The sequence below is a fragment of the Stenotrophomonas sp. PS02297 genome, assembly GCF_029959705.1.
In the GTDB taxonomy this organism is placed as follows: Bacteria; Pseudomonadota; Gammaproteobacteria; order Xanthomonadales; family Xanthomonadaceae; genus Stenotrophomonas; species Stenotrophomonas nitritireducens.
In genome coordinates, this window is record NZ_JASCOS010000030.1 from 12,316 (window position 1) to 33,329 (window position 21,014).

Genomic DNA, 21,014 nt, shown 5'->3' on the forward strand with positions numbered 1-21,014 from the left:
CAGGCCGCGCAGGCCCGGGAAAGGCCCGCGCCGATGGATCCGGGCGCAGGGACGGCATGGCGGAAGCGGAGGCGTTGAACGGCAACTGTAGGTGAATCCACGCGGGAAGCCGCTCAAACAGTAGCGTCAACGGCCGATAATGTCTCTCCGCCCCCGCCGCGCCGCCCACCATCGCCATGCCCCACGCTCATCCTCCGCCCGCCGACCACGACAGCCATGGCCTCGCCGCCGACTGGCGCAGGAGCCTGGCCGACGCCGGTCCCGAAGCCGCGCGGGTACTGGCCGCGCTGGCCGCGACGGACGCCCCGGCGATGGCCGTGCATTTCTACCAGGTGATGATGGACGACACCCGCGCCTCGCGCCTGCTCTCGCACGAGCAGGTGCGCACGCGCCTGCAACCGGCGATGCAGCGCTGGGTGGCCAACCTGCTGCGCGCCACCGCCGGCGATGTCGACGACCTGATCGCCGCCCAGCGCGTGATCGGCGACGTGCACGCCCGCGTCGGCATTCCGGTGGACCTGGTGACGCGCGGCACGCGCGTGCTCAAGCAGCGCCTGTTCCAGTCCATCGCCGCGCAGGCCGGGCATGGCCAGGCCGCGCATGCCGCCGTCGCCAGCCTCACCGCCTCGTTCGACATCGCGCTGGAAGGCATGACCCTGGCCTATTCCAACGCGCGCGAGCGTTCCTCGCGCACCGATGCCGCCTACCGCCTGTTCTCGCTGGTGCAGAACGTCGGCACCGAACGCGAGCGCCAGCGCGCGCTGCTGCTGGACTGGGAAAACACCCTGCTCTATGCCCTGGCCAGCCAATGCGACCCCGTCGGCTTCCAGTCGCTGGCCGGCTCCGAGTTCGGGCTGTGGTTCACCCACAAGGGCATCCCCAGCTTCGGCGAAAGCACCGAAACCAGGCGGATCTGCGACCTGGTGGCGGACGTCGACCTCGCCCTGCAGCAGATCCTGCGCGAGGAAGCCGATCCGCGCGCGCGCGCCGCGCAGCTGCAGGACATCCGCGCGCGGGTCAGCCAGATCCGCAACCTGCTCGGCATGCTGTTCGAACGCATCGGCGAACTCGACGCCGGCTGCGACGCGCTGACCAACCTGCTCAACCGGCGTTTCCTGCCCACCGTGCTGCGCCGCGAAATCGACCTGGCCGCGAAGTCGCAGGGCAGCTTCGCGGTGCTGCTGCTGGACCTGGACCATTTCAAGGCGATCAACGACGAACACGGCCACGAGGCGGGCGACCGCGCGTTGCAGCACGTGGCCGGCGTCCTCGGCCAGTTCACCCGCGGCAGCGACTATGTGTTCCGCTACGGCGGCGAGGAATTCGTCGTGGTGCTGGTGGCGGTGGACGAAGCGCAGGCGCTGGTGATCGCCGACAGCCTGTGCCGGCGTGTGTCCGAATCGCCGGTGACGCTGGCCAACGGCGCGAAACTGGACATCACCACCAGCATCGGCGTGGCCCTGCACGACGGGCACCCGGACTACGAGCGGGTGATGGCCCGCGCCGATGCGGCGATGTACCAGGCCAAGAAACGCGGCCGCAACCGCGTGGTGCTGGCCGATGGATCGCTGCCGGAGGCGCCCGGCAGGATCGCGCTGCAACGCGGCTGATCCGGGGCAACGGTTCCGGGCCCGCTCATTCCGGAACCTGTGTTTCTCACTTCCCCGCGCGCAGCGCCCGTGCCGCTTCCAGGTACTTGGCGGCCTTCGGATTGTCGGCGTTCCAGCGCGGCGCCTGCGGGTCGTCGGCGATGGTCAGGATCGCCAGCGCCACGGTGCGGTCGATCGCGGCCATGTTGGCGTAATCGATCTTGTCCCACGTGTCGGCGGGGCCGTGGTAGTCGGGGAAGGCGTAAGCGACGCTGACCGTATGCGCGGGCACGCCGAGATCGGCCAGCGCCTGGTTGTCGCTGGCCGCGAAATTGCGGTCGCTGTTCACCGGGTGCCGGGTGATGCGCGTGCCGGTCAGCTCGCCCGCCCTGCGCAGCACCTCGCCCACGTCGGAATAGTCGGCACCGGTGATCGCCGCGGCCAGCACCTGCGGCCCCTCGCTGTCGTCGGTACGGCCGATCTGCTCGAGATTGATGTTGGCCACGGTGTCGGCCACCGGCACCAGCGGATGCGCGCCGTAATAGCGCGAACCGACCAGCCCGTGTTCCTCGCCGAACACCGTCATGAACACGATGCTGCGCTTCGGGCGCTGCTTCTGCGCGGCGAACGCGCGGGCAAGTTCGATCACCGAGACCGTACCGCTGCCGTCGTCGTTGGCGCCGTTGTAGATCGCATCGTCGCCCTTGCCCTCGCGGATGCCGATGTGGTCGTAGTGCGCCGTCACCAGCACGTAGGTTCCGCTCAGCGCCGGATCGGAACCGCGCAGCAGCCCGCCACGTTGCGCACCAGCAGCGGCGCCGGCGCGTCGGCGAATTTCGCGCGCTCGCGCTCGGGCGCGATTTTCCGCCAGTCCGCGGCCTGGAAGTAGCCGTCGTCGCCCAGCGGCTCCAACCCGGCGGCACGGAACTGGGAAGCGATGTACTCAGCCGCGATGTCCAGCCCGCGCGACGGCGTACCGCGGCCCTCCAGCGCGTCCGACGCCAGGAAGGAGAGGTGCCCGCGCATCGCATCGGCGGAGATGCTGGCCAGCAGCTGTGCCTGTGCGGGCGGCAGGCGCGGTTCGTCGGCCTGCGCGCCAGCGGCCGCGAACAGGGTTGCCGCGAAGGCGGCGCACAGGAATCGGGAGACCGGCATGGACTGTTCTCGCAGAGGGATCAGCGTGGAGTCTAGTGCGTGCCCGCCTTGAAGATCAGTGCCGGCGACCGGGCGCAGCCCGTCCCCAGGGAAACCTGCCGTTGATCCGGGCCACGATGGGCCGTGTTTTCCCCATCCGCGGCGAGGCCGCGCCGGGGCGACGACCGGTCCCTGCCCGCACAGGACCGATGACACATGCCCGCGGCAGCCCGCAGGCATAGCATCGTGCGGGCTTTCCGTTGACCGAAGAAACCCGATGCCGCTTCCCCATCATCTCCGCCGCGCGTTCCTGCTGGCGCTCGCGCTGCTGGCCGCCGCTCCCGTCCTCGCCGCCGGGCCGCCCGCGCCCGCAGCGCACGTCGATGCCGACGGCCCCTATGTGTTCCGCGAGGACGGGCACCTGCGTGCCCGCTGGATCTGCGACGACGCAGTGCAGGAGCAGGCCTGGGACGCCGCGCAGGCGACGGTGCCGGCGCGCTGCGGCCATCCGCACCCGGTGACGGTCGCACCGCCCGCAGCGGTGGCCACCGCGGTGCTGCCGCAGGCACCGCGCATCGTCGCCGTCTCCGACATCCATGGCCAGTATGCCCTGCTGGCAAGGCTGCTGCGCGCCAATGGCGTCATCGACGACGCGGACAACTGGGCGCTGGGCCGCGACACCCTGGTGATCGCCGGCGACGTGTTCGACCGCGGCCCGCAGGTCACCGAGGCGTTCTGGCTGCTGTACGGCCTGCAGCAGCAGGCGGCCGCGGCCGGCGGCGCGGTGCATTTCGTGCTCGGCAACCACGAGACCATGGTGCTGTACGACGACCTGCGCTACGTCAATCCCAAGTACCTGCGCAGCGCGCAGCTGCTCGGCCGCAGCTACCCGCAGCTGTACGGCGCCGACTCGGTGATCGGGCAGTGGCTGCGCACCCGGCCGGTGCTGCTGCGCATCGGCGACACCCTGTTCCTGCACGGCGGCATCTCGCCCGAGGCGCTGCCGCTGGCGCTGGAACCGGCCGCCACCAATGCCGCCTACCAGGCCTCGCTGGGCCGGCCCAAGGCCGAGGTCAAGGCCGATCCGGCCACCGCGCCGCTGTACGACGGCAAGACCAGCCCGATCTGGTACCGCGGCTATTTCGACGGCCGCCTGGATAGCGCCGGCGTACAGGCCGTGCTCGACCGGCTGGGCCTGAAGCGCATCGTCGTCGGCCATACCTCGATGGCGCACGTGAGCAGCTTCCATGGCGGGCGCATCATCGCCATCGACAGCAGCATCAAGAAGGGCGAGAACGGCGAACTGCTGTTCATCGAGGATGGCCAACTCAGCCGCGGCCTGCTCGACGGCACGCGCGTGCCGCTGGCCGAGGGCATGCTGGAAGCGGACGACTGACCGGCTAGAATCCCACGGCCCGCGTGGGCGGCCTTGCCTGCGCACCGTCACTTTCCAGGTTTCCGCATGACCACCAGCCCCCAGCCCGTCACCGCCGGCCTCACCCGCGCGGCCATCTTCCTCGTCGTCACGCTCAAGCCCGATGCGCAGGCCAGCGCCTGCGCCCGCGCGGTGTGCGGCGACGTCGCCACGCTGGTGCGTTCGATCGGCTCGCGCGTGCTCGACGGGAAACTCTGCTGCGTGGTGGGCATCGGCTCGGAAGCATGGGACCGCCTGTACGGCGCGCCGCGCCCGCGGGAACTGCACCCGTTCATCGAGATCACCGGCAAGCACCATGCCGTCGCCACGCCCGGCGACCTGTTGTTCCACATCCGCGCCGAACGCATGGACCTGTGCTTCGAACTGGCCACGCAGCTGATGACGCGGCTGGGCGACGCCGTGGCCAGCGCCGACCAGGTGGACGGCTTCGGTTATTTCGACAGCCGCGACCTGATCGGCTTCGTCGATGGCACCGAGAACCCGGCCGATGACGAAGCCCGCGAGGCCGCCCTCGTCGGCGCCGACGACCCCGGCTTCGCCGGCGGCAGCTACGTCATCACCCAGAAATACCTGCACGACCTGCAGGGCTGGAACGCGGTGCCGGTGGCCGAGCAGGAGCGCATCGTCGGCCGCGGCAAGCTGGACAACATCGAGCTGGACGACGAGGCCAAGCCCAGCTACGCGCACAACGCCCTGACCAACATCGTCGAGGATGGCAAAGAGCTGAAGATCCTGCGCAGCAACATGTCCTTCGGCGACGCCGCCAAGGGCGAGTACGGCACCTTCTTCATCGGCTACGCCTGCACGCCCACGCGCACCGAGAAGATGCTGCGCAACATGTTCGTCGGCAATCCGCCGGGCAACCACGACCGCCTGCTGGATTTCAGCCGCGCGGTCAGCGGCAACCTGTTCTTCGCGCCGCCGGCCGGTTTCCTCGAGGACGCCGCGGAGTAAGCCCGCGCGCCCGCACGGCGGCAGCCGGTGCGGCGGCCCGGTTCGTCGCCGGCGGCCCCGCCCCGTATCATGGGCCATCCATGCACCACGCCCGTGCCGCCGCCTCACCGGCTGGCGCCGCGGGCCATCCGCCGGAAGCCAAGCACTTGCAACACGCCGAACCCACCAAGAAGGGCCGCCAGGACAACGGCGCGGTCGAACACACCCCGCTGATGAAGCAGTACTTCGCGGCCAAGTCCGACCATCCGGACCTGCTGCTGTTCTTCCGCATGGGCGATTTCTACGAGCTGTTCTACGACGATGCGCGCAAGGCCGCGCGCCTGCTCGACATCACCCTGACCCAGCGCGGCAGTTCCGGCGGCGCGCCGATCCCGATGGCCGGCGTGCCGGTGCACGCCTACGAGGGCTATCTGGCGCGGCTGGTGGCGCTGGGCGAGTCGGTCGCCATCTGCGAGCAGATCGGCGACCCGTCGCAGGCCAAGGGCCTGGTCGAACGCAAGGTGGTGCGCATCGTCACCCCCGGCACGGTCACCGACGAGGCCCTGCTGGACGAGCGCCGCGACACCCTGTTGATGGCGCTCTCGCGCAGCAAGCAGGGCTACGGCCTGGCCTGGGCCGACCTGGCCGGCGGTCGTTTCCTGGTCAACGAGGTCGAGACCGACGACGCGCTCGAAGCCGAACTGGCGCGGCTGGAACCGGCCGAGCTGCTGGTCCCGGACGAGGAGAACTGGCCGGACTTCCTGCGCCAGCGCAGCGGCGTGCGCCGCCGCGCGCCGTGGCTGTTCGATGCCGACAGCGGCCGCCGCCAACTGCTGGCCTTCTTCAAGCTGCACGACCTTTCCGGCTTCGGCATCGACGACAAGCCGCGCGCCACCGCCGCCGCCGGCGCCCTGCTCGGCTATGTCGAGGAAACCCAGAAGCAGCGCCTGCCGCACCTGACCGCGATCGCGATGGAGAACGCCGGCGAGGCGATCGCGATGAACGCTGCCACCCGCCGCCACCTGGAACTGGACACGCGCGTCGACGGGGACACCCGCAACACCCTGCTGGGCGTGCTCGACAGCACGGTCACGCCGATGGGCGGGCGCCTGCTGCGGCGCTGGCTGCACCGCCCGCTGCGGCTGCGCGAGGTGCTGCAGCAGCGCCACCACGCGGTGGCGACGCTGATCGACCGCGGCGTGGATGCCAACCTGCGCGAATCCTTCCGCGCGCTTGGCGACATCGAACGCATCCTCACCCGCATGGCGCTGCGCTCGGCGCGCCCGCGCGATTTTTCCACCCTGCGCGACGGCCTGGGCATGCTGCCGGCCATCGCCGCGCACCTGCAGGCGCTGGATTCGCCGCGCCTGCAGCAGTTGCGCGCCGAGCTGGGGTCGCACGACGACAGCGCGCGGCTGCTGGCCGGCGCCATCGCCGAACAGCCGCCGCTCAAGCTGTCCGACGGCGGCGTGATCGCCGAGGGCTTCGATGCCGAACTGGACGAACTGCGCCGCCTGTCCACCCATGCCGACCAGTTCCTGATCGACCTGGAAGCGCGCGAACGCGAGAGCAGCGGCATCCCGACCCTGAAGGTCGGCTACAACCGAGTGCATGGCTACTACATCGAGATCAGCAAGGGCCAGGCCGACAAGGCGCCGGTGCACTACACCCGCCGCCAGACCCTGACCAACGCCGAGCGCTACATCACCGAGGAGCTCAAGGGCTTCGAGGACAAGGTACTTTCCGCGCGCGAGCGTTCGCTGTCGCGCGAGAAGCTGCTGTACGAGGGCCTGCTCGACACCGTCGGCCAGCACCTGGAACCGCTCAAGCGCTGCGCCGCCGCGCTGAGCGAACTGGACGTGCTGGCCTGCTTCGCCGAACGCGCGCAGGCGCTGGACTGGTCGCAGCCGGAACTGCGCGATGAGCCCTGCCTGCGCATCGAGCGCGGCCGCCACCCGGTGGTGGAAGCCGTGCGCGAAGCCCCGTTCGAGCCCAACGACCTGGACCTGCACCCGCAGCGGCGCATGCTGGTCATCACCGGCCCGAACATGGGCGGTAAATCGACCTACATGCGGCAGAACGCGCTGATCGTGCTGCTGGCCCACATCGGCAGCTTCGTGCCGGCCAGCCGCGCGGCGATCGGCCCGATCGACCGCATCCTGACCCGCATCGGCGCCGGCGACGACCTGGCCAAGGGCCAGTCGACCTTCATGGTCGAGATGGCCGAGACCAGCTACATCCTGCACCACGCCAGCGCGCATTCGCTGGTGCTGATGGACGAGATCGGCCGCGGCACCTCGACCTACGACGGCCTGGCCCTGGCCGATGCGGTCGCGCGCCACCTGGCCCACGCCAACCGCTGCTACACCCTGTTCGCCACGCACTATTTCGAACTGACCGCACTGGCCGACGAAAGCCACGAAGGCGGCCCCAGCGGCATCGCCAACGTGCACCTGGATGCGGTGGAACATGGCGAGGCGCTGGTGTTCATGCACGCGGTCAAGGACGGCCCGGCCAACCGCAGCTTCGGCCTGCAGGTAGCGGCCCTGGCCGGCCTGCCGCGCGCCACCGTGGCGCAGGCGCGGCGGCGGCTGGCCGAGCTGGAGCAGCGCGGCGGCGAGACCCACGCCGCGCAGATGGCGCCACAGGCGCTGGACGCACCGCAGCAGTTCGGCCTGTTCGCGCCGGTGTCTTCGGCGGCGCTGGATGCGTTGCAGGCGATCGATCCAGATGAGCTGACGCCGAAGCAGGCGCTGGAAGCGTTGTATCGGATGAAGTCGTTGCTGTGAACGGACTCGCTCACTGACTGCACGCCCCCGTAGTTGCGGTTGTTGCTGCTTGTGATTCTGCTGTTGCCCTTGGCTTTTGATTCCCGGGCCCCCCTTCCGCAGCGACGGAGCCGGTGGGAAAAACCCGCTGGCGGAGTGGACCCACCACGCATAGCGGGCTGGGCGCGAAGGCAGGGGCGTGCTTGACCAGCCATTCGGCTGTTGGAAAGGCGTTTCTCTTGGTTACTTCTCTTTGCACGAGCAAAGAGAAGTAATTCGCTCCTGTGCAGCAGGAGTGAAAGCTCTGCTTTCAAGCTTCAGCTTTGGCGGTTGCTTCTTTCCAGAACAGAGCCAAAGCCCATGCTACGGCTGAAGCAGGATCAAGAGCTTTCGCTCCCCTTCGGGGCGCGAGCTACTTTTCTTTGCTCGTGCAAAGAAAAGATAGCCAAAAGAAACACGGGCCGGGCCGCGAGCCGATGCGGCTAAGCCGCATCGGTCCCCTGCGCTCCTCGCGTGCCGAGGGGACGGCGCACAACTCGCTTCGCTCAAACACGTGCGCCTCTACGCCCCTCGTCACGCTGCGGTGCTCGGCTCGCTCTACGGCCAGGGAGGTCAAAAGCCAGAAGCAACTGCACAAGCACAAGCACGGGCAACGGCAACGGCAACGGCAACGGCAACGGCCAATAGCGTGTTGCGCTCAGGCACCCTCCGCCCGTGCCGCCACCAGCGCATCGTCGTGCGCATTCGCACGCAGCGCCGCCGGCCGCTGCAGATGCGTTGCCGCGTAGGCCTCGAACGCCGGTGTCGGCGCCAGCTCACCGATGCGCATGTAGTAGCCAAGCAATGCGGCCAGGTACAGGTCGGCGACGGTGAACCGGTCCCCCACCAGATGCTTCTGGCCCGCCACCGCGCCCTCCAGCGTACGCATCAGGTCGGCCTCGTTGCCGTAGCCCGCCTCCACCGGCGGCGCCAGCGCGCCGTGCCGGCGCGCGGTGATGAAAGACTCCAGCGGACCGGCGGCGAACAGCAGCCAGCGGTAACAGGCGCCACGTTCGGGCGAGCCGGGCGGCGGCAGCAGTTTCTTCTCCGGCACCAGTTCGGCCAGGTGCAGGCAGATGGCCGCGTTCTCGGTCACCACGGCGTCGTCATGGCGCAGCGCCGGCACCTTGCCCATGGGGTTGATGGCCAGGTATCCGGGCGCTTTCATCGTCGTGCCGTAATCGAGGATCACCTCCTCGTACGGCAGCCCGGTCTCCTCCAGCATCCAGCGCGCGACACGGCCGCGGGAGAACGGGTGGGTGTAGAAGGTCAGCGTGGTCATGGCGGGAGCCTGCATGGGAAGGAGCCCGCAGTGTGCGCAGGGGCTGCTGACAGCCTTTGTCAGCAGTCGATGCTTTCGCGCTGCCGCCGCTGTTCGCCCCAGCGCTTGAGCAGCTGGTGGCGCTGTTCGGGATAGCGCTGGCCGGTGTCGTGCAGGGCCACCACCCGGTCGGCGCGGAAATGCCGGAAGTCACCACGCATCTCGCACCAGGCCGCCAGCAGGCGGACCTCGGCCAGGAAGGCCATCGCGAACGGCCAGATCACCCGCTCGCTGGCGCGGTCTTCGGCGTCGCGGTAGTGGATGCGCACCGCATTGCCGGCGCGGATGGCGCGGCGCAGCGCCGGCAGCCACGGTTCCGGCTCGGTCGTGCGCCATTGCGGCGCATACAGCCCGCTGGTCTCCACCTGCAGGCGCAGGTCCTCCGGCAGCACTCCGGTGACCCGGTCCAGCGCGGCGCCGGCGGCGACCGCCAGGTCCGGATCGGCATGCGAGGCCACCCAGCGCACGCCGAGCACGATGGCTTCCAGTTCCTCGGCCGAGAACATCATCGGCGGCAGCAGGAAACCGCCGCGCAGCTGGTAGCCGACGCCCGGGTCGCCGGCGATGTCCGCACCCTGCCCGCGCAGCGCGTCGATGTCGCGGTACAGCGTGCGCAGGCTCACCCCCAGCCGCTCGGCCAGCTGCGCGCCGCGCACCGGCGTGCGGCGCCGCCGCAGCTCGTCCAACAGGTGCAGCAGGCGGGTGGCGCGTTCGGTCATGCGGGGCGTCCAGGGCGGGTCGGTGGCCGCGTGGAGTCTGGCAGATGCGCAGCGCCACGGACATCGGCGCTGCGCTTGCGCCGGGCCGGCATTGGCAACACATTGCCATCCTCGGCACCCGCACCGGAGGTCTCCCATGTCGCTGCTGCTCTATGGCCATCCGTTCTCGTCGTACACGCAGAAGGTACTCATCGCGCTGTACGAGAACGCCACGCCCTTCCAGTTCCGCATGCTCGGCCCGGACACGCCGCAGAACGCGGCCGAATGGCTGCAGCGCTGGCCGCTGCGCAAGTTCCCCTTGCTGGTGGACGACGGGCGCAGCGTGGTGGAGACCAGCATCATCATCGAATACCTGCAGCAGCGGCACGCCGGGCCGGTGCGCCTGCTGCCGGACGATCCGGCCGCCGCGCTGGACGTGCGCTTCCTCGACCGCTTCTTTGACCTGCACGTGATGAGCCCGGTGCAGCACGCGGTCGGCGGCGCGCTGAGCGGCGACGACGGCAAGGCCGCCGACGGCCTGGCCAGTGCGGTGGAACGGCTGGAGCTGGCCTACGGCTGGCTCGAGACGCAACTGGCCGGCAGGCGATGGGCGACGGGCGATGCGTTCACCCTGGCCGACTGCGCCGCCGCGCCGTCGCTGTTCTATGCGGACTGGACCCATCGCATCGACGGGACCTGGCCGGTGCTGCGCGACTATCGCGCGCGCCTGCTCGCCCGCCCCTCGTTCGCGCGTGCCGTGGAGGAAGCCCGGCCGTATCGACCGCTGTTCCCGCTCGGCGCACCCGACCGCGATTGAATACCGGGCGGGCACGACCTGCCCACCCAGCCATAGGCAAGCCCTATGACTCCGAGCGGATCATTCGATTTTCCATTTCACCAACCCGTAGCTATCGTCATCGCACGATATCCCTACACGCCAGCCAGGAGCCCGCCATGAGCAGCAACGACAGCAAACCCACCTGCCCGTACCATGCCGCGCCCACGCCCGCGCAGGGCGCGCAGTCGCAGCGCGATACCAGCACCACCCCTGCACAGAAGCAGGGCGACGCGCCGGTAACGCCGATGACCACCGCCTTCGGTGCGCCGGTGGTGGACAACCAGAACAGCAAGACCGCCGGACCGCGTGGCCCGCTGCTGATGGAAGACGTGTGGCTGCTGGAAAAGCTGGCCAACCTCAACCGCGAGGTCATTCCCGAGCGGCGCATGCACGCCAAGGGCTCCGGCGCGTTCGGCACCTTCACCGTCACCCATGACATCAGCAAGTACACCCGCGCCAAGATCTTCTCGGCAGTGGGCAAGCAGACCGAGATGTTCGCCCGTTTCACCACCGTGGCCGGCGAGCGCGGCGCAGCCGACGCCGAGCGCGACATCCGCGGCTTCGCGCTGAAGTTCTACACCGAGGAAGGCAACTGGGACCTGGTCGGCAACAACACGCCGGTGTTCTTCCTGCGCGACCCGCGCAAGTTCGGCGACCTCAACAAGGCGGTCAAGCGCGACCCGCACACCAACCTGCGCAGCGCGCGCAACAACTGGGATTTCTGGACCCTGCTGCCGGAAGCGCTGATGCAGGTCACCGTGGTGATGAGCGACCGCGGCATTCCGCGCAGCTTCCGCCACATGCACGGCTTCGGCTCGCACACCTACAGCTTCACCAACGATGACGGCGAGCGCTTCTGGGTGAAGTTCCACTTCCACAGCCAACAGGGCATCGAGGCGCTGACCGATGCGCAGGCCGAAGTGCTGGCCGGCAAGGACCGCGAGAGCCATGGCCGCGACCTGTTCCAGGCGATCGAGCGCGGCGATTTCCCGAAGTGGAAGCTGTTCGTGCAGGTCATGCCGGAACTGGAAGCGGAGACCTATCGCGTCCATCCGTTCGACCTGACCAAGGTGTGGCCGAAGAGCGACTACCCGCTGATCGAAGTGGGCGAGTTCGAACTGAACCGCAATCCGGTCAACTGGTACCAGGACGTGGAACAGTCGGCGTTCGCGCCGAGCAACCTGGTGCCGGGCATCGGCCCGTCGCCGGACAAGATGCTGCAGGCGCGGCTGTTCGCCTATTCCGACGCGCAGCGCTACCGCCTGGGCGTCAACCACCACCAGATCCCGGTGAACGCGGCACGCTGCCCGGTGCACAGCAACCACCGCGACGGCGCGATGCGCGTGGACGGCAACTATGGCGGCCTGCCGCACTACGAGCCCAACAGCTACGGCCAGTGGCAGGAGCAGCCGCAGTACCGCGAGCCGGCGCTGAAGATCCGTGGCGATGCCGACTTCTGGAATTTCCGCGAGGACGACAACGACTATTTCAGCCAGCCCGGTGCGCTGTTCCGCAGCTATGACGCCGCGCAGAAGCAGCGCCTGTTCGACAACACCGCGCGGGCGATGGGCGACGCGCCGGACTTCATCAAGCAGCGCCACGTGGACAACTGCAGCAAGGCCGATCCGGCCTACGGCGCCGGCGTGGCGGCGGCGTTGAAGAAGCTGGCGGAGATGCCGCCGGCCGATCCGTTCAAACCGGCGCAGCCCGGCTCGGAATTCCCCATGGCCACGCCGGGTGCAGAGGACATCTCGCTCTGAGGCCATGGCGGTGGGGCGGCACCTGCGCCCCACCGCATTCCCGGCAGGTGCCTGCGCCGGCGCACGATTGCCGGGGCGGCATCGGGTATCGGCCGGCAACCCCGCACTCCACCATTCATGCAGCTGCCGGCCCGCATCCGGCATTGCCTTCACGGGACTGCCGCACGGGCGCTGCAGCGCCCGGCACGATCATTCCAGACCCGCGCGGCGCTACCATGCCCGTGTTCAACCACTGCAAGGACCACGCTCCGATGAGCCTCACCGACGATCTCCTTTCCCAGTTGCAGGGCGCGCCGCTGCAGCAGGTCTCCCAGCAGTTGGGCCTCGACAGCCGGCAGGCCTCGGGCGCGATCAGTGCGGCGCTGCCGCTGCTGATGGGCGCTCTGGGCAACAACGCCGCCAAACCGCAGGGGGCCGAAGCCCTGCTTGGCGCGCTGCAGAACAACCACAGCGGCCTGGACATCGGCAACGTGCTCGGCTCGGTGCTGGGCGGCGGCGGCAGTCCGGCCGCCAACGGCGCCGGCATCCTCGGCCACATCTTCGGCGGCAGCCAGGGCCGTGCCGAAGCCGGCCTGGCCCAGGCCACCGGCCTGAGCGGCGAACGTGCCGGGCAACTGCTCAAGATCCTCGCTCCGATCGTGATGGCCTATCTGGCGCAGCGCATGTCCAGCGGCGGCCAGGCCGATGCCAGCGGCCTGAGCCAGATGCTCGGCCGGGAAAAGCAGCATGTGGTGCAGCAGGGCGGCATCGGCGGCGGCCTGCTCGGCAGCCTGCTGGACCAGGACGGCGACGGCCAGTTCGGCGTGTCCGACCTGATCAAGCTCGGCAGCGGCCTGCTGGGCAGCGGCAAGCGCTGAACCCGGGCCCGTGGCAGCCGCGGAGAAACCATCGCCGCGTGCCCTGTAGCGCCGGACAACGCCCGGCGGGCTTGGCCGGTAATGCCCCAGCGGGGCGTTGCCCCGCTCTACAAGGCGCTGGGGTTCTGTAGCGCCGGGCAGCGCCCGGCGGGCTTGGCCGGCAAGGCCCCAGCGGGGCGGTGCCCCGCTCTACAAGGTGGCTGGGTTCTGTAGCGCCGGGCAACGCCCCCGGCGGGCTTGGCCGGTAAGGCCCCAGCGGGGCGCTGCCCCGCTCTACAGGGCGTCGATGTCGCCCAGCGCGCGGATCAACCGGCGCGCGCGCTTGTCTGGCTTGTGCTCCGGCGGCAGGTAGCCGTCGCGGGCGGCGGCGCGCTGCAGGCGCTGTTCCTCGCGCGCCTTGCGCGAGGCCTCGCTCTCTTCGTACAGCGCCTGCGCCACCGGCGCCGGTCCGCGCGTGTCGCTGAGACCGCGCACGCCGATCTCGAACATCTCCTCGCCGCGCTGCACCCGCAGCGCATCGCCGACGCGGACCGCGCGCGAGGATTTCGGACGCTGCCCGCCGATCTCGACCTTGCCGGTCTCCACCGCCTGCCTGGCCAGGCTGCGGGTCTTGAAGAAGCGCGCGGCCCACAGCCAGACATCGAGGCGGATGGCGGGCGCCGGGGTACTTCCGTCAGTCATTCTTTTTCTTGAAATCCACTTCCATCGCATCCTTGCGCGACTGGCCGACGGTCCAGTTCAGGCTGTCGTCGGGGTTGCAGCGCCTGCTGCGCATCGAGGGCACGGCGTTCTTGTCCCGGGCGTCGGCACGCTCGTTGCCGACCAGACAGTCGGCGCGGTCGGACGGGCGCACGCTGGCGTCCATCAGGCGTTCGGAGTTGGCGCAGGCCGACAAGGCCAACACCGCCATCGCGCCACACAGCTGTTTCAGCATTCGCTTTCCTCCGCTGGCCATAAGCAGCCGCCATCGTAGCGGTACCCGCGGGCATCGTCACACCGGCGATGCTAGTGTCCGCATTCAGCCACCGACCTGCGCCCATGACCGCCGCCCACCCCACCCGCTCGCTGACCGAAGGCCCGATCGGGCGCAACCTGCTGCTGTTCGCCCTGCCGATCCTGGCCGGCAACATCGCCCAGTCGCTGAACGGCTCGGTCAACGCGATCTGGGTCGGCAAGTTCCTCGGCGAGGCGGCGCTGACCGCCACGGCCAACGCCAACAACATCATGTTTTTCCTGATCGGTTCGGTGTTCGGCATCGGCATGGCCGCCACCATCCTGATCGGCCAGGCGATGGGCGCGCGCGACGTGGCCCAGGCGCGGCGGGTGATGGGCACCAGCGCCACTTTCTTCATCGGCATCTCGGTGCTGATCGCCATCGCCGGCTGGTTCATGGCGCATCCGCTGCTGGCGGCGATGGGCACGCCGGCCGTCTCGCTGCCGCTGGCCGAGGCCTATCTGCGCATCATCTTCCTGGCCACCCCGACGCTGTACGCCTTCGCCTTCCTCAGCGCGGCCCTGCGCGGCGCCGGCGACTCGCGTACGCCGTTCCGCTTCCTGCTGGTATCGGTGGCGCTGGACATCGTGCTCAACCCGCTGCTGATCTTCGGCATCGGTCCGTTCCCGCAGCTGGGCATCGCCGGCGCGGCGTGGGCCACGCTGCTGGCGCAGTCGCTGTCGCTGCTCGGCCTGCTGGCCTACATGCGCCACCGCGGCCACGTGCTGTGGCTGGGCCGCAAGGACATGGCGCTGTTCCGCATCGACCTGGGCATCCTCCGCGCGCTGGTGGTCAAGGGCGTGCCGATGGGCCTGCAGATGGTGCTGATCTCGCTGTCGATGATCATGCTGATGACCATGGTCAACGACTACGGCACCGATACCGCCGCGGCCTACGGCGCCTCGCTGCAGCTGTGGACCTACGTGCAGATGCCGGCGATGGCGATCGGCGCGGCGTGTTCGTCGATGGCCGCGCAGAACGTGGGCGCACGCCGCTGGGACCGCGTGCGCGGCACCGCGCGCAAGGGCGTGCTGTTCAACTTCCTGCTCACCGGCGTGCTGATCCTGCCGCTGATCCTGCTGGACCGGCACTCGCTGGCGCTGTTCCTGCCCGACGGCAGCCAGGCGCTGGCGGTGGCGCGGCACCTGAACCACATCGCGGTGTGGTCGTTCCTGTTCTTCGGCGTGAGCTTCGTGATCTCCGGCGTGGTGCGCTCCACCGGCGCGGTGATCGCGCCGCTGCTGATCCTGGCCGCCTCGCTGTGGGGCGTGCGCGTGCCCTTCGCCGAGCTGCTGCAGCCCTACTGGGGCGCCGACGCCATCTGGTGGAGCTTCCCGGTCAGCTCGCTGGTGTCGATGCTGCTGTCGCTGGCGTACTACCGCTGGGGCGGCTGGCGCCAGGCGAAGATGATGGCCGCGCCGTCGCATGCCGAGGAACTGGCCACGCCGGCGGAAGTACCGGCCTGCCCGCCTTCGCCGGTGGCCGACGCGGACGCCGAGGCCTGAAAGGCCGGCACCACCTGCTGCAGGATGGCTCCAGCCGCGACCGGGCCCTCGTCGGGAAAGCCGGGGCGCGACTGAAGCCGCTCCTGGGATCGTGGGACGTGCCTCAGTGAGCGCCGTCGAACGCAAAGATCGGCTTGCGCTGCTGCCACAGGCCGCCGGTGAAATCCGGGAAGTCCAGGGTCTGGAAACCATTGGCGATGGACTGTTCGGACAACGGCGTGATCGCGCTCCAGGTGATGGCGTCGAAAATGTCGATCGGCATCGGCGCATTGGCTTTCAGCGCCTCGACGAAGGCATGGATCACGAACCAGTCCATGCCGCCATGGCCGGCACCGGCGGCGGTGTCGGCATGCTGCTTCCACAGCGGGTGTTCGTACTGGTCCTGGTAGGCTTTGAAATCCTCCCATTCATGCGGCGGGCTGCGGCCCTCGATGTGGATGCCGTGGTTGAGGTCCATCCACAGCCCCTTGGTGCCCTGTACGCGGAAGCCCAGCGAATACGGGCGCGGCAGCGAGGTGTCGTGCTGCAGCAGGATGGTTTCGCCGTTCTCGCAGGCCAGCGTGGTGGTGACGATGTCGCCGAGCTTGAACTGCGCCCGGGTGCTCGGGTGCGTGGTGCCGCCGCTCTTGGCCACGGTGTACTCGTGCAGGCCGCGCGCCTTGCTGGCGAAGGCATTGATGCGGGTGAAGCGGTTGCCGCGGTTGATGCCGGTGTACATCGCGCATGGGCCGATGCCGTGGCTCGGGTAGAGCTCGCCGTTGCGCCTGACCGAGTGCTCGGTGCGCCAGCGCGCTTCGGACCAGCCCTTGGGCCCGAACTCGACGCCACTGCTGTAGGGATGGTCGGGATTGCCGTCGTTGAACTTCACCCCGCGCAGGTCGTGCTGGTAGCCGGCCTGCAGGTGCACCAGTTCGCCGAACAGGCCCTGCCGCACCATCTGCAGCGCCGCCATCACGTCGCGGCGGTAGCACACGTTTTCCAGCAGCATGTATGGCGTGCCGGTCTGCAGCTGGGTGTTGAGCACGTCCCAGTGGTCCTGCAGGCTGATGCCGGCCACCACTTCGCAGCCGACCGCGACCTTGGCCTGCATCGCGGCGATCGCCATCGGCGCGTGCCATTCCCACGGCGTGGCGATGACCACGCCATCGAGCCCGCGCTGTTCGAGCAGGCGCTTCCAGGCATTGACGTCGCCGTCGCCGCCATAGGTCCTGGGTGCCGGCTTGCCGGCCTTGGCCACCATGCCGGTGGCGCGCCCGAGCATGATCGGTTCGATGTCGCACAGCGCCACCACCTCCACGTCGTCGCGGCGCAGCAGTTCCTTGAGCAGTACCTGGCCGCGCATTCCGGTGCCGATCATGCCCAGCCGCATCTTGCGCGCGCGTGCCCAGGCCGGCGTTTCCGGCAGCAGGCTGGTGGCTGCGAGGGCGGCGCCGGCCAGGATGAATTCCCTACGTTTCATTGCATGTCCTCTTTACTCGATCGCGACGATGATGGCCCGCACGGCGCCCCTCCCCTTCATGCCACGCATGAAGGGGAGAGCGCAATGGCCGGGCATCCTCAGAACTTGTACGTAGCCGTCACGCTGTAGATGCGGCCGAAGTTGTTGGTGTAGCCGGGGAAGTTCATCCAGTCGTTCGGGTCGTAGAACGGCAGGCGGTTGAACAGGTTCTTCACCGTCACGCCCACGCTCAGCTTCTCGATCGGCCGCCAGTTCACGCTCAGGTTGGCCGTCCACCACGAAGGCGCGCCCTCGCACTGGCTAGGCGAGGCCTCGACATAGCTGCCGGTGCAGGTTTGCGCGTTGTTGTCCTCGCCATCGACCCGGTCATACGCCCACTTGGTGCCGCCGACGTAGTTGATGTAGAAGCCGGTGTCCCAGTTGCCGTAGGTCCAGTTGGTGTTGAACGTGGCGCGCAGGCGCGGGTTGTCGTAGTAGCCGACGACGTTGCCGTAGTACCAGCCGTCGGCGTCGTCGGAGTTGTACATGTTGCGGTTGGCGATGGTCGCGGCCACGCCGATGTTGAGCCTGCCCCACCCGCCCAGGTCGAAGCGGCCGCGGGCGTCCACGTCCAGGCCGTCGACCAGGGTGCGGCCGCGGTTCTTGTACTGGCCGATGACGCTGGCCACGTTGCCGGTGCTGTAGCCCGGCAGGGTCGCCGGGCACGCCACGCCGCTGGCCGGATCGGCGCACATGCGGGCCAGCGCGGCCAGGTTGGCCAGATCGGTCTCGGTGATCGGGAAGCGGGTCATCGCACTGATTTCTTCCGACTTGCTGTAGTCCGGCGCGACGATCTCGTTGCGGCGGTACACGAACCAGTAATCGGCCGACACCGACAGCCAGTCGGTCGGCTCGAGCACGAAGCCCAGCGTCGCGATCTTGGCCTTCTCCGGCTTCAGGTCCGGGTTGGGCTGGGTCATGCGCGCCACGTTGCGGCTGCAGTCGCTGTTCCACAGGCTGTTGCCCAGGTCCTTGTCGACCGTGCGGCTGGACTGGCGCAGGAGACCGGCGATCGCGTTGGTTTCGGCGCAGCGGGTTTCGTCGCGGTAGCCGCCGATCTGCGCGTATACGCCACCGCTGCCGGACTCGGCCAGGCTGGGCGCACGGAAGCCTTCCGAATAGGTGCCGCGCAGCAGCAGCTGCGGCAGCGCCTGGTACTTCAGGCCGATCTTCGGCGCGAGGTTGGCGCTGAAGCCCGGGTACTTGTCCAGGCGCAGCGCGGCATCCAGTTCCAGCTTGTCGGTGATCGGCGCCACCGCTTCGGAGAACAGCGCATAGGTGTTGCGCTTGCCGTCGAACCACGAGCCGCCCTGCTGGGTGATCAGGCCGTTAGCGGCGTCCGGGTTGCCCGGGGTGTAGAAGGTCTCGCGGGTGGCGTTGAAACCGAACGCCGCGCGCACTTCGCCTGCCGGCAGCTTGAACAGCGGGCCTTCGACCTTGCCGTCCAGGGTATGCAAGCGCGTCCACGACTGGATGTCGAAGGTCGGGAATGCTTCGCGGATCAGCGCGGCGTTGGCTTCGCTGATCTCGCCGAACCTGTACGCCGGATGGTCGGAGATGATGACGCGGCCGGTGCCCGGATCGACGGTGTACGGGCCGAAGGCCTTCTCGAAGCCCTTCAGGTTGACGTTGGTGGTCTGGTAGGTGACCGAATGCGAGCCGGCGGTGGCGAAGGCGGTTTCCCAGCTCCAGTCGCTGTCGCCGAGGCTGCCGCGCAGGCCGGTCACCGCACGGTAGCTGCGGTCGGTGTTGCGCTGGCCGAAGTGGTTGCCGCCCACGTCCTGCAACAGGTAGCTCAGGCCGACCACGCCGCCCATCAGCGCCTTCATTTCCGGGCTGGCGTGGTTGTATTCGTTGTTCGGGCCGAGGAACGGGTACAGGAACTGGTTGACCGTGTTGCCGGTATTGCGCGAGAACCAGCTCTGCGGATTGCCGGTGGTGGTGCCGTAGGCGCGCGGCGTGCCGCCGTTGGCGCGCAGGTCGATGTCGGTATAGGTCACCTCGGCGAACGCCTCGGTGGCGTCGTTCACCTGGAAGTGGCCGTTGACGTAGGCGGTCACGCGCCGCGAATCGGCGCCGCCGTTGATCTGCCGGTTCATCCACGTCTGCCAGATGCAGCGCGTGCCGCTGCTTACCTGCAGCACGTTCTTGCAGCCTGGTGCGGCCTCGTCCACGCGCGCCTTGGTCACCGGGTCGAAGGCGAAGTAGTAGCCCGGGTTGAACACGCCCGGCGCGCTGCCGGTGTCCAGGCGCAGGTTCTTGATGTAGTCCGGATTGTTGACGTAGAACTGCGCCGGGTTCTTGTCGTACCACTCGCTGTCCGGGATGCCGTTGCGCTCGTACAGGTTGACGCTGGCATAGACGTTGTAGCGGTCGGTGGCCATGTCGCCGAAGCCGCCGGTGATGCTGGCCTGCTTCTCGCCGAAGGAATCGAAGCGCGGCGCGGTGTCCCAGGTGCCGCTGACTTCCAGGCCCTGGTAGCTGCTCTTGGTGATGACGTTGATGACCCCGGCCACCGCATCGGTGCCGTACACGGCCGAGGCGCCGTCGGTCAGCACCTCCATGCGCTCGATGGCGGCGGCGGGAATGGCGTCGATGTTGACGAACTGGGTCTGGAAGCCCGACGGCGCGCCGTAATACGACAGGCGGCGGCCGTTGAGCAGCACCAGCGTGCCCTGCGGGCCGAGGCCGCGCAGGTTGGCCTGCGAAGCGCCATCGGAACCGGTGAACAGCGATTTGGAATCCACCTGTGCCGGGCGCGCGGCCGGCAGGTTGTCCAGCACCTGCAGCAGCGTGCGGGCGCCCATGTTCTGGATGTCCTGCCTGCTGATGACCTGCACCGGCGAGGCGGTCTCCACGTCGGTGCGGCGGATGTTGGAACCGGTGACCTCGACGCGGGCCAGTTCGGTGGTCTTGTCCTTGTCTTTGTCCTTGCCGGCATCCTGCGCGAGGGCAGGCGCGGCGATGGCGATCAATGCGCTGGCAACGGCCAGCGACAGTGGTGTGAACAGGCAGCGGTTGGGATTGCGGCGGGCTGGCAACATCGGACTCTCTCCTGACGATGAGGCACGGAACAACGGATGGCGGGCAATGCGATCCCGTTCCACGGCCGCGGGGCCGTGGTCGGCGTATTGGGGGAGCTGCGGTTACCTGGAGGTCATGGGGCGACGAAGTCGGCGGAATCGCCCTCCTCGCCGATCAGCACGGCATTGGCCCAGTTGCCACAGACCTGGGCGGGCTGGCTGCCCTGCGCACCCAGCGTGCGCAGGCTCAGTCGGGAAAGGCCGCGGATGTCCAGCTCCGGCTTGACCACGCCGGGCGCCTTCACCAGGCCGCTGTCGTAGAGCAGGCGGTCCTCGCCCCAGACCTGGAACTGCATGCCGCCGGCGGCGCGGCAGGCGTCGTCGATGCCGAGGTCGGCGCGCAGCAGATGCCAGCGGCCCTTGAGCGCGATATCGATGCGGCTGTGCGCACCGACGCCCAGGCCGCGGCGGAACTGCAGGCCGTTCATGCGCATGCCGGCCTCGCCCCGGAACGACTGGTCGGCGTGCGCCTGACCGGCCAGCGCGGCCGGCAGCGGCAGCTGGGAGAGGTATTGCTGCCGTGCCGGCCGCTCCGGGAGCTGTTGTTCGAGGATGTGGAAGG

17 protein-coding genes are annotated in these 21,014 nt (G+C 69.0%); 8 read left to right on the forward strand and 9 right to left on the reverse strand.

Annotation, left to right across the window (positions count from 1 at the left end; genetic code table 11):
• Positions 1–176 precede the first annotated feature (176 nt).
• Positions 177–1,610, forward strand: coding sequence for a GGDEF domain-containing protein (locus QMX80_RS08495; protein WP_282276475.1), 1,434 nt, complete (start codon positions 177–179; stop codon positions 1,608–1,610).
• Positions 1,611–1,656: 46 nt separating this feature from the next.
• Here the strand turns inward: QMX80_RS08495 and QMX80_RS08500 are convergent, their stop codons facing one another.
• Together QMX80_RS08500 and QMX80_RS08505 are read right to left on the reverse strand one after the other, a co-directional pair.
• The gene (locus tag QMX80_RS08500; protein WP_282276476.1) at positions 1,657–2,340 is read right to left on the reverse strand and encodes a M28 family peptidase; all 684 of its coding nucleotides are present in this window, start codon (positions 2,338–2,340) and stop codon (positions 1,657–1,659) included.
• An 11-nt stretch (positions 2,341–2,351) separates the two neighbouring features.
• Entirely contained in the window at positions 2,352–2,744 is a 393-nt protein-coding gene (locus tag QMX80_RS08505; protein WP_282276477.1) for a hypothetical protein, read from the reverse strand.
• Positions 2,745–3,000: 256 nt separating this feature from the next.
• On the opposite strand from QMX80_RS08505, the gene QMX80_RS08510 reads away from it, so the two are divergent.
• From QMX80_RS08510 to mutS, 3 genes are all read left to right on the forward strand, one after another.
• Positions 3,001–4,119, forward strand: coding sequence for a metallophosphoesterase (locus QMX80_RS08510; RefSeq protein WP_282276478.1), 1,119 nt, complete (start codon positions 3,001–3,003; stop codon positions 4,117–4,119).
• A gap of 66 nt (positions 4,120–4,185) precedes the next feature.
• On the forward strand, positions 4,186–5,112 hold the full coding sequence (locus QMX80_RS08515; RefSeq protein ID WP_282276479.1) for a Dyp-type peroxidase: 927 nt from the start codon (positions 4,186–4,188) through the stop codon (positions 5,110–5,112).
• Between the two features lie 212 nt (positions 5,113–5,324).
• Positions 5,325–7,880 (forward strand): DNA mismatch repair protein MutS, encoded by a 2,556-nt coding sequence (gene mutS / locus QMX80_RS08520; RefSeq protein ID WP_282276491.1) that lies wholly within the window; start codon positions 5,325–5,327, stop codon positions 7,878–7,880.
• A gap of 676 nt (positions 7,881–8,556) precedes the next feature.
• On the opposite strand, the gene QMX80_RS08525 is transcribed toward mutS, so the two are convergent.
• Together QMX80_RS08525 and QMX80_RS08530 are read right to left on the reverse strand one after the other, a co-directional pair.
• The gene (locus QMX80_RS08525) at positions 8,557–9,180 is read right to left on the reverse strand and encodes a glutathione S-transferase family protein (protein WP_282276492.1); all 624 of its coding nucleotides are present in this window, start codon (positions 9,178–9,180) and stop codon (positions 8,557–8,559) included.
• A 59-nt stretch (positions 9,181–9,239) separates the two neighbouring features.
• Positions 9,240–9,938 (reverse strand): YafY family protein, encoded by a 699-nt coding sequence (locus QMX80_RS08530; RefSeq protein ID WP_055768328.1) that lies wholly within the window; start codon positions 9,936–9,938, stop codon positions 9,240–9,242.
• A gap of 136 nt (positions 9,939–10,074) precedes the next feature.
• Between QMX80_RS08530 and QMX80_RS08535 the strand changes: the two genes are divergently transcribed.
• The 3 genes from QMX80_RS08535 to QMX80_RS08545 all read left to right on the forward strand — a co-directional run bounded on the left by QMX80_RS08535 (position 10,075) and on the right by QMX80_RS08545 (position 13,372).
• Positions 10,075–10,734, forward strand: a complete 660-nt coding sequence (locus tag QMX80_RS08535) for a glutathione S-transferase family protein (RefSeq protein WP_282276481.1) — start codon at positions 10,075–10,077, stop codon at positions 10,732–10,734.
• Positions 10,735–11,000: 266 nt separating this feature from the next.
• Positions 11,001–12,515: a catalase gene (locus QMX80_RS08540; protein WP_282276493.1), complete on the forward strand. Its 1,515-nt coding sequence runs from the start codon at positions 11,001–11,003 to the stop codon at positions 12,513–12,515.
• Positions 12,516–12,766: 251 nt separating this feature from the next.
• The gene (locus QMX80_RS08545) at positions 12,767–13,372 is read left to right on the forward strand and encodes a DUF937 domain-containing protein (RefSeq protein WP_273080640.1); all 606 of its coding nucleotides are present in this window, start codon (positions 12,767–12,769) and stop codon (positions 13,370–13,372) included.
• 273 nt (positions 13,373–13,645) lie between these two features.
• Here the strand turns inward: QMX80_RS08545 and QMX80_RS08550 are convergent, their stop codons facing one another.
• Both QMX80_RS08550 and QMX80_RS08555 read right to left on the reverse strand, forming a co-directional pair.
• On the reverse strand, positions 13,646–14,053 hold the full coding sequence (locus QMX80_RS08550; protein ID WP_055768319.1) for an RNA-binding S4 domain-containing protein: 408 nt from the start codon (positions 14,051–14,053) through the stop codon (positions 13,646–13,648).
• Positions 14,046–14,306 (reverse strand): hypothetical protein, encoded by a 261-nt coding sequence (locus QMX80_RS08555; protein WP_055768318.1) that lies wholly within the window; start codon positions 14,304–14,306, stop codon positions 14,046–14,048. The genes QMX80_RS08550 and QMX80_RS08555 overlap by 8 nt, the downstream gene beginning before the upstream one ends.
• Before the next feature lie 104 nt (positions 14,307–14,410).
• On the opposite strand from QMX80_RS08555, the gene QMX80_RS08560 reads away from it, so the two are divergent.
• Entirely contained in the window at positions 14,411–15,871 is a 1,461-nt protein-coding gene (locus QMX80_RS08560; protein ID WP_055768315.1) for an MATE family efflux transporter, read from the forward strand.
• 103 nt (positions 15,872–15,974) lie between these two features.
• Here QMX80_RS08560 and QMX80_RS08565 read toward each other — a convergent pair whose 3' ends face one another.
• The 3 genes from QMX80_RS08565 to QMX80_RS08575 all read right to left on the reverse strand — a co-directional run.
• Entirely contained in the window at positions 15,975–17,330 is a 1,356-nt protein-coding gene (locus tag QMX80_RS08565) for a Gfo/Idh/MocA family oxidoreductase (RefSeq protein ID WP_282276485.1), read from the reverse strand.
• Between the two features lie 98 nt (positions 17,331–17,428).
• On the reverse strand, positions 17,429–20,413 hold the full coding sequence (locus QMX80_RS08570; RefSeq protein ID WP_282276487.1) for a TonB-dependent receptor: 2,985 nt from the start codon (positions 20,411–20,413) through the stop codon (positions 17,429–17,431).
• A gap of 113 nt (positions 20,414–20,526) precedes the next feature.
• Positions 20,527–21,014, reverse strand: a 488-nt coding sequence (locus QMX80_RS08575) for an NPCBM/NEW2 domain-containing protein (protein WP_282276489.1), incomplete at its 5' end; no start/stop codon positions are given.

What these genes read in the sequence shown, in the direction of transcription:
- QMX80_RS08495 (WP_282276475.1), top strand. Translation starts at nt 177, where the DNA reads ATGCCCCACGCTCATCCTCCGCCCGCCGACCACGACAGCCATGGCCTC.
- QMX80_RS08505 (WP_282276477.1), bottom strand. Translation starts at nt 2,744, where the DNA reads ATGCCGGTCTCCCGATTCCTGTGCGCCGCCTTCGCGGCAACCCTGTTC.
- QMX80_RS08510 (WP_282276478.1), top strand. Translation starts at nt 3,001, where the DNA reads ATGCCGCTTCCCCATCATCTCCGCCGCGCGTTCCTGCTGGCGCTCGCG.
- QMX80_RS08515 (WP_282276479.1), top strand. Translation starts at nt 4,186, where the DNA reads ATGACCACCAGCCCCCAGCCCGTCACCGCCGGCCTCACCCGCGCGGCC.
- mutS (WP_282276491.1), top strand. Translation starts at nt 5,325, where the DNA reads ATGAAGCAGTACTTCGCGGCCAAGTCCGACCATCCGGACCTGCTGCTG.
- QMX80_RS08525 (WP_282276492.1), bottom strand. Translation starts at nt 9,180, where the DNA reads ATGACCACGCTGACCTTCTACACCCACCCGTTCTCCCGCGGCCGTGTC.
- QMX80_RS08530 (WP_055768328.1), bottom strand. Translation starts at nt 9,938, where the DNA reads ATGACCGAACGCGCCACCCGCCTGCTGCACCTGTTGGACGAGCTGCGG.
- QMX80_RS08535 (WP_282276481.1), top strand. Translation starts at nt 10,075, where the DNA reads ATGTCGCTGCTGCTCTATGGCCATCCGTTCTCGTCGTACACGCAGAAG.
- QMX80_RS08540 (WP_282276493.1), top strand. Translation starts at nt 11,001, where the DNA reads ATGACCACCGCCTTCGGTGCGCCGGTGGTGGACAACCAGAACAGCAAG.
- QMX80_RS08545 (WP_273080640.1), top strand. Translation starts at nt 12,767, where the DNA reads ATGAGCCTCACCGACGATCTCCTTTCCCAGTTGCAGGGCGCGCCGCTG.
- QMX80_RS08550 (WP_055768319.1), bottom strand. Translation starts at nt 14,053, where the DNA reads ATGACTGACGGAAGTACCCCGGCGCCCGCCATCCGCCTCGATGTCTGG.
- QMX80_RS08555 (WP_055768318.1), bottom strand. Translation starts at nt 14,306, where the DNA reads ATGCTGAAACAGCTGTGTGGCGCGATGGCGGTGTTGGCCTTGTCGGCC.
- QMX80_RS08560 (WP_055768315.1), top strand. Translation starts at nt 14,411, where the DNA reads ATGACCGCCGCCCACCCCACCCGCTCGCTGACCGAAGGCCCGATCGGG.
- QMX80_RS08565 (WP_282276485.1), bottom strand. Translation starts at nt 17,330, where the DNA reads ATGAAACGTAGGGAATTCATCCTGGCCGGCGCCGCCCTCGCAGCCACC.
- QMX80_RS08570 (WP_282276487.1), bottom strand. Translation starts at nt 20,413, where the DNA reads ATGTTGCCAGCCCGCCGCAATCCCAACCGCTGCCTGTTCACACCACTG.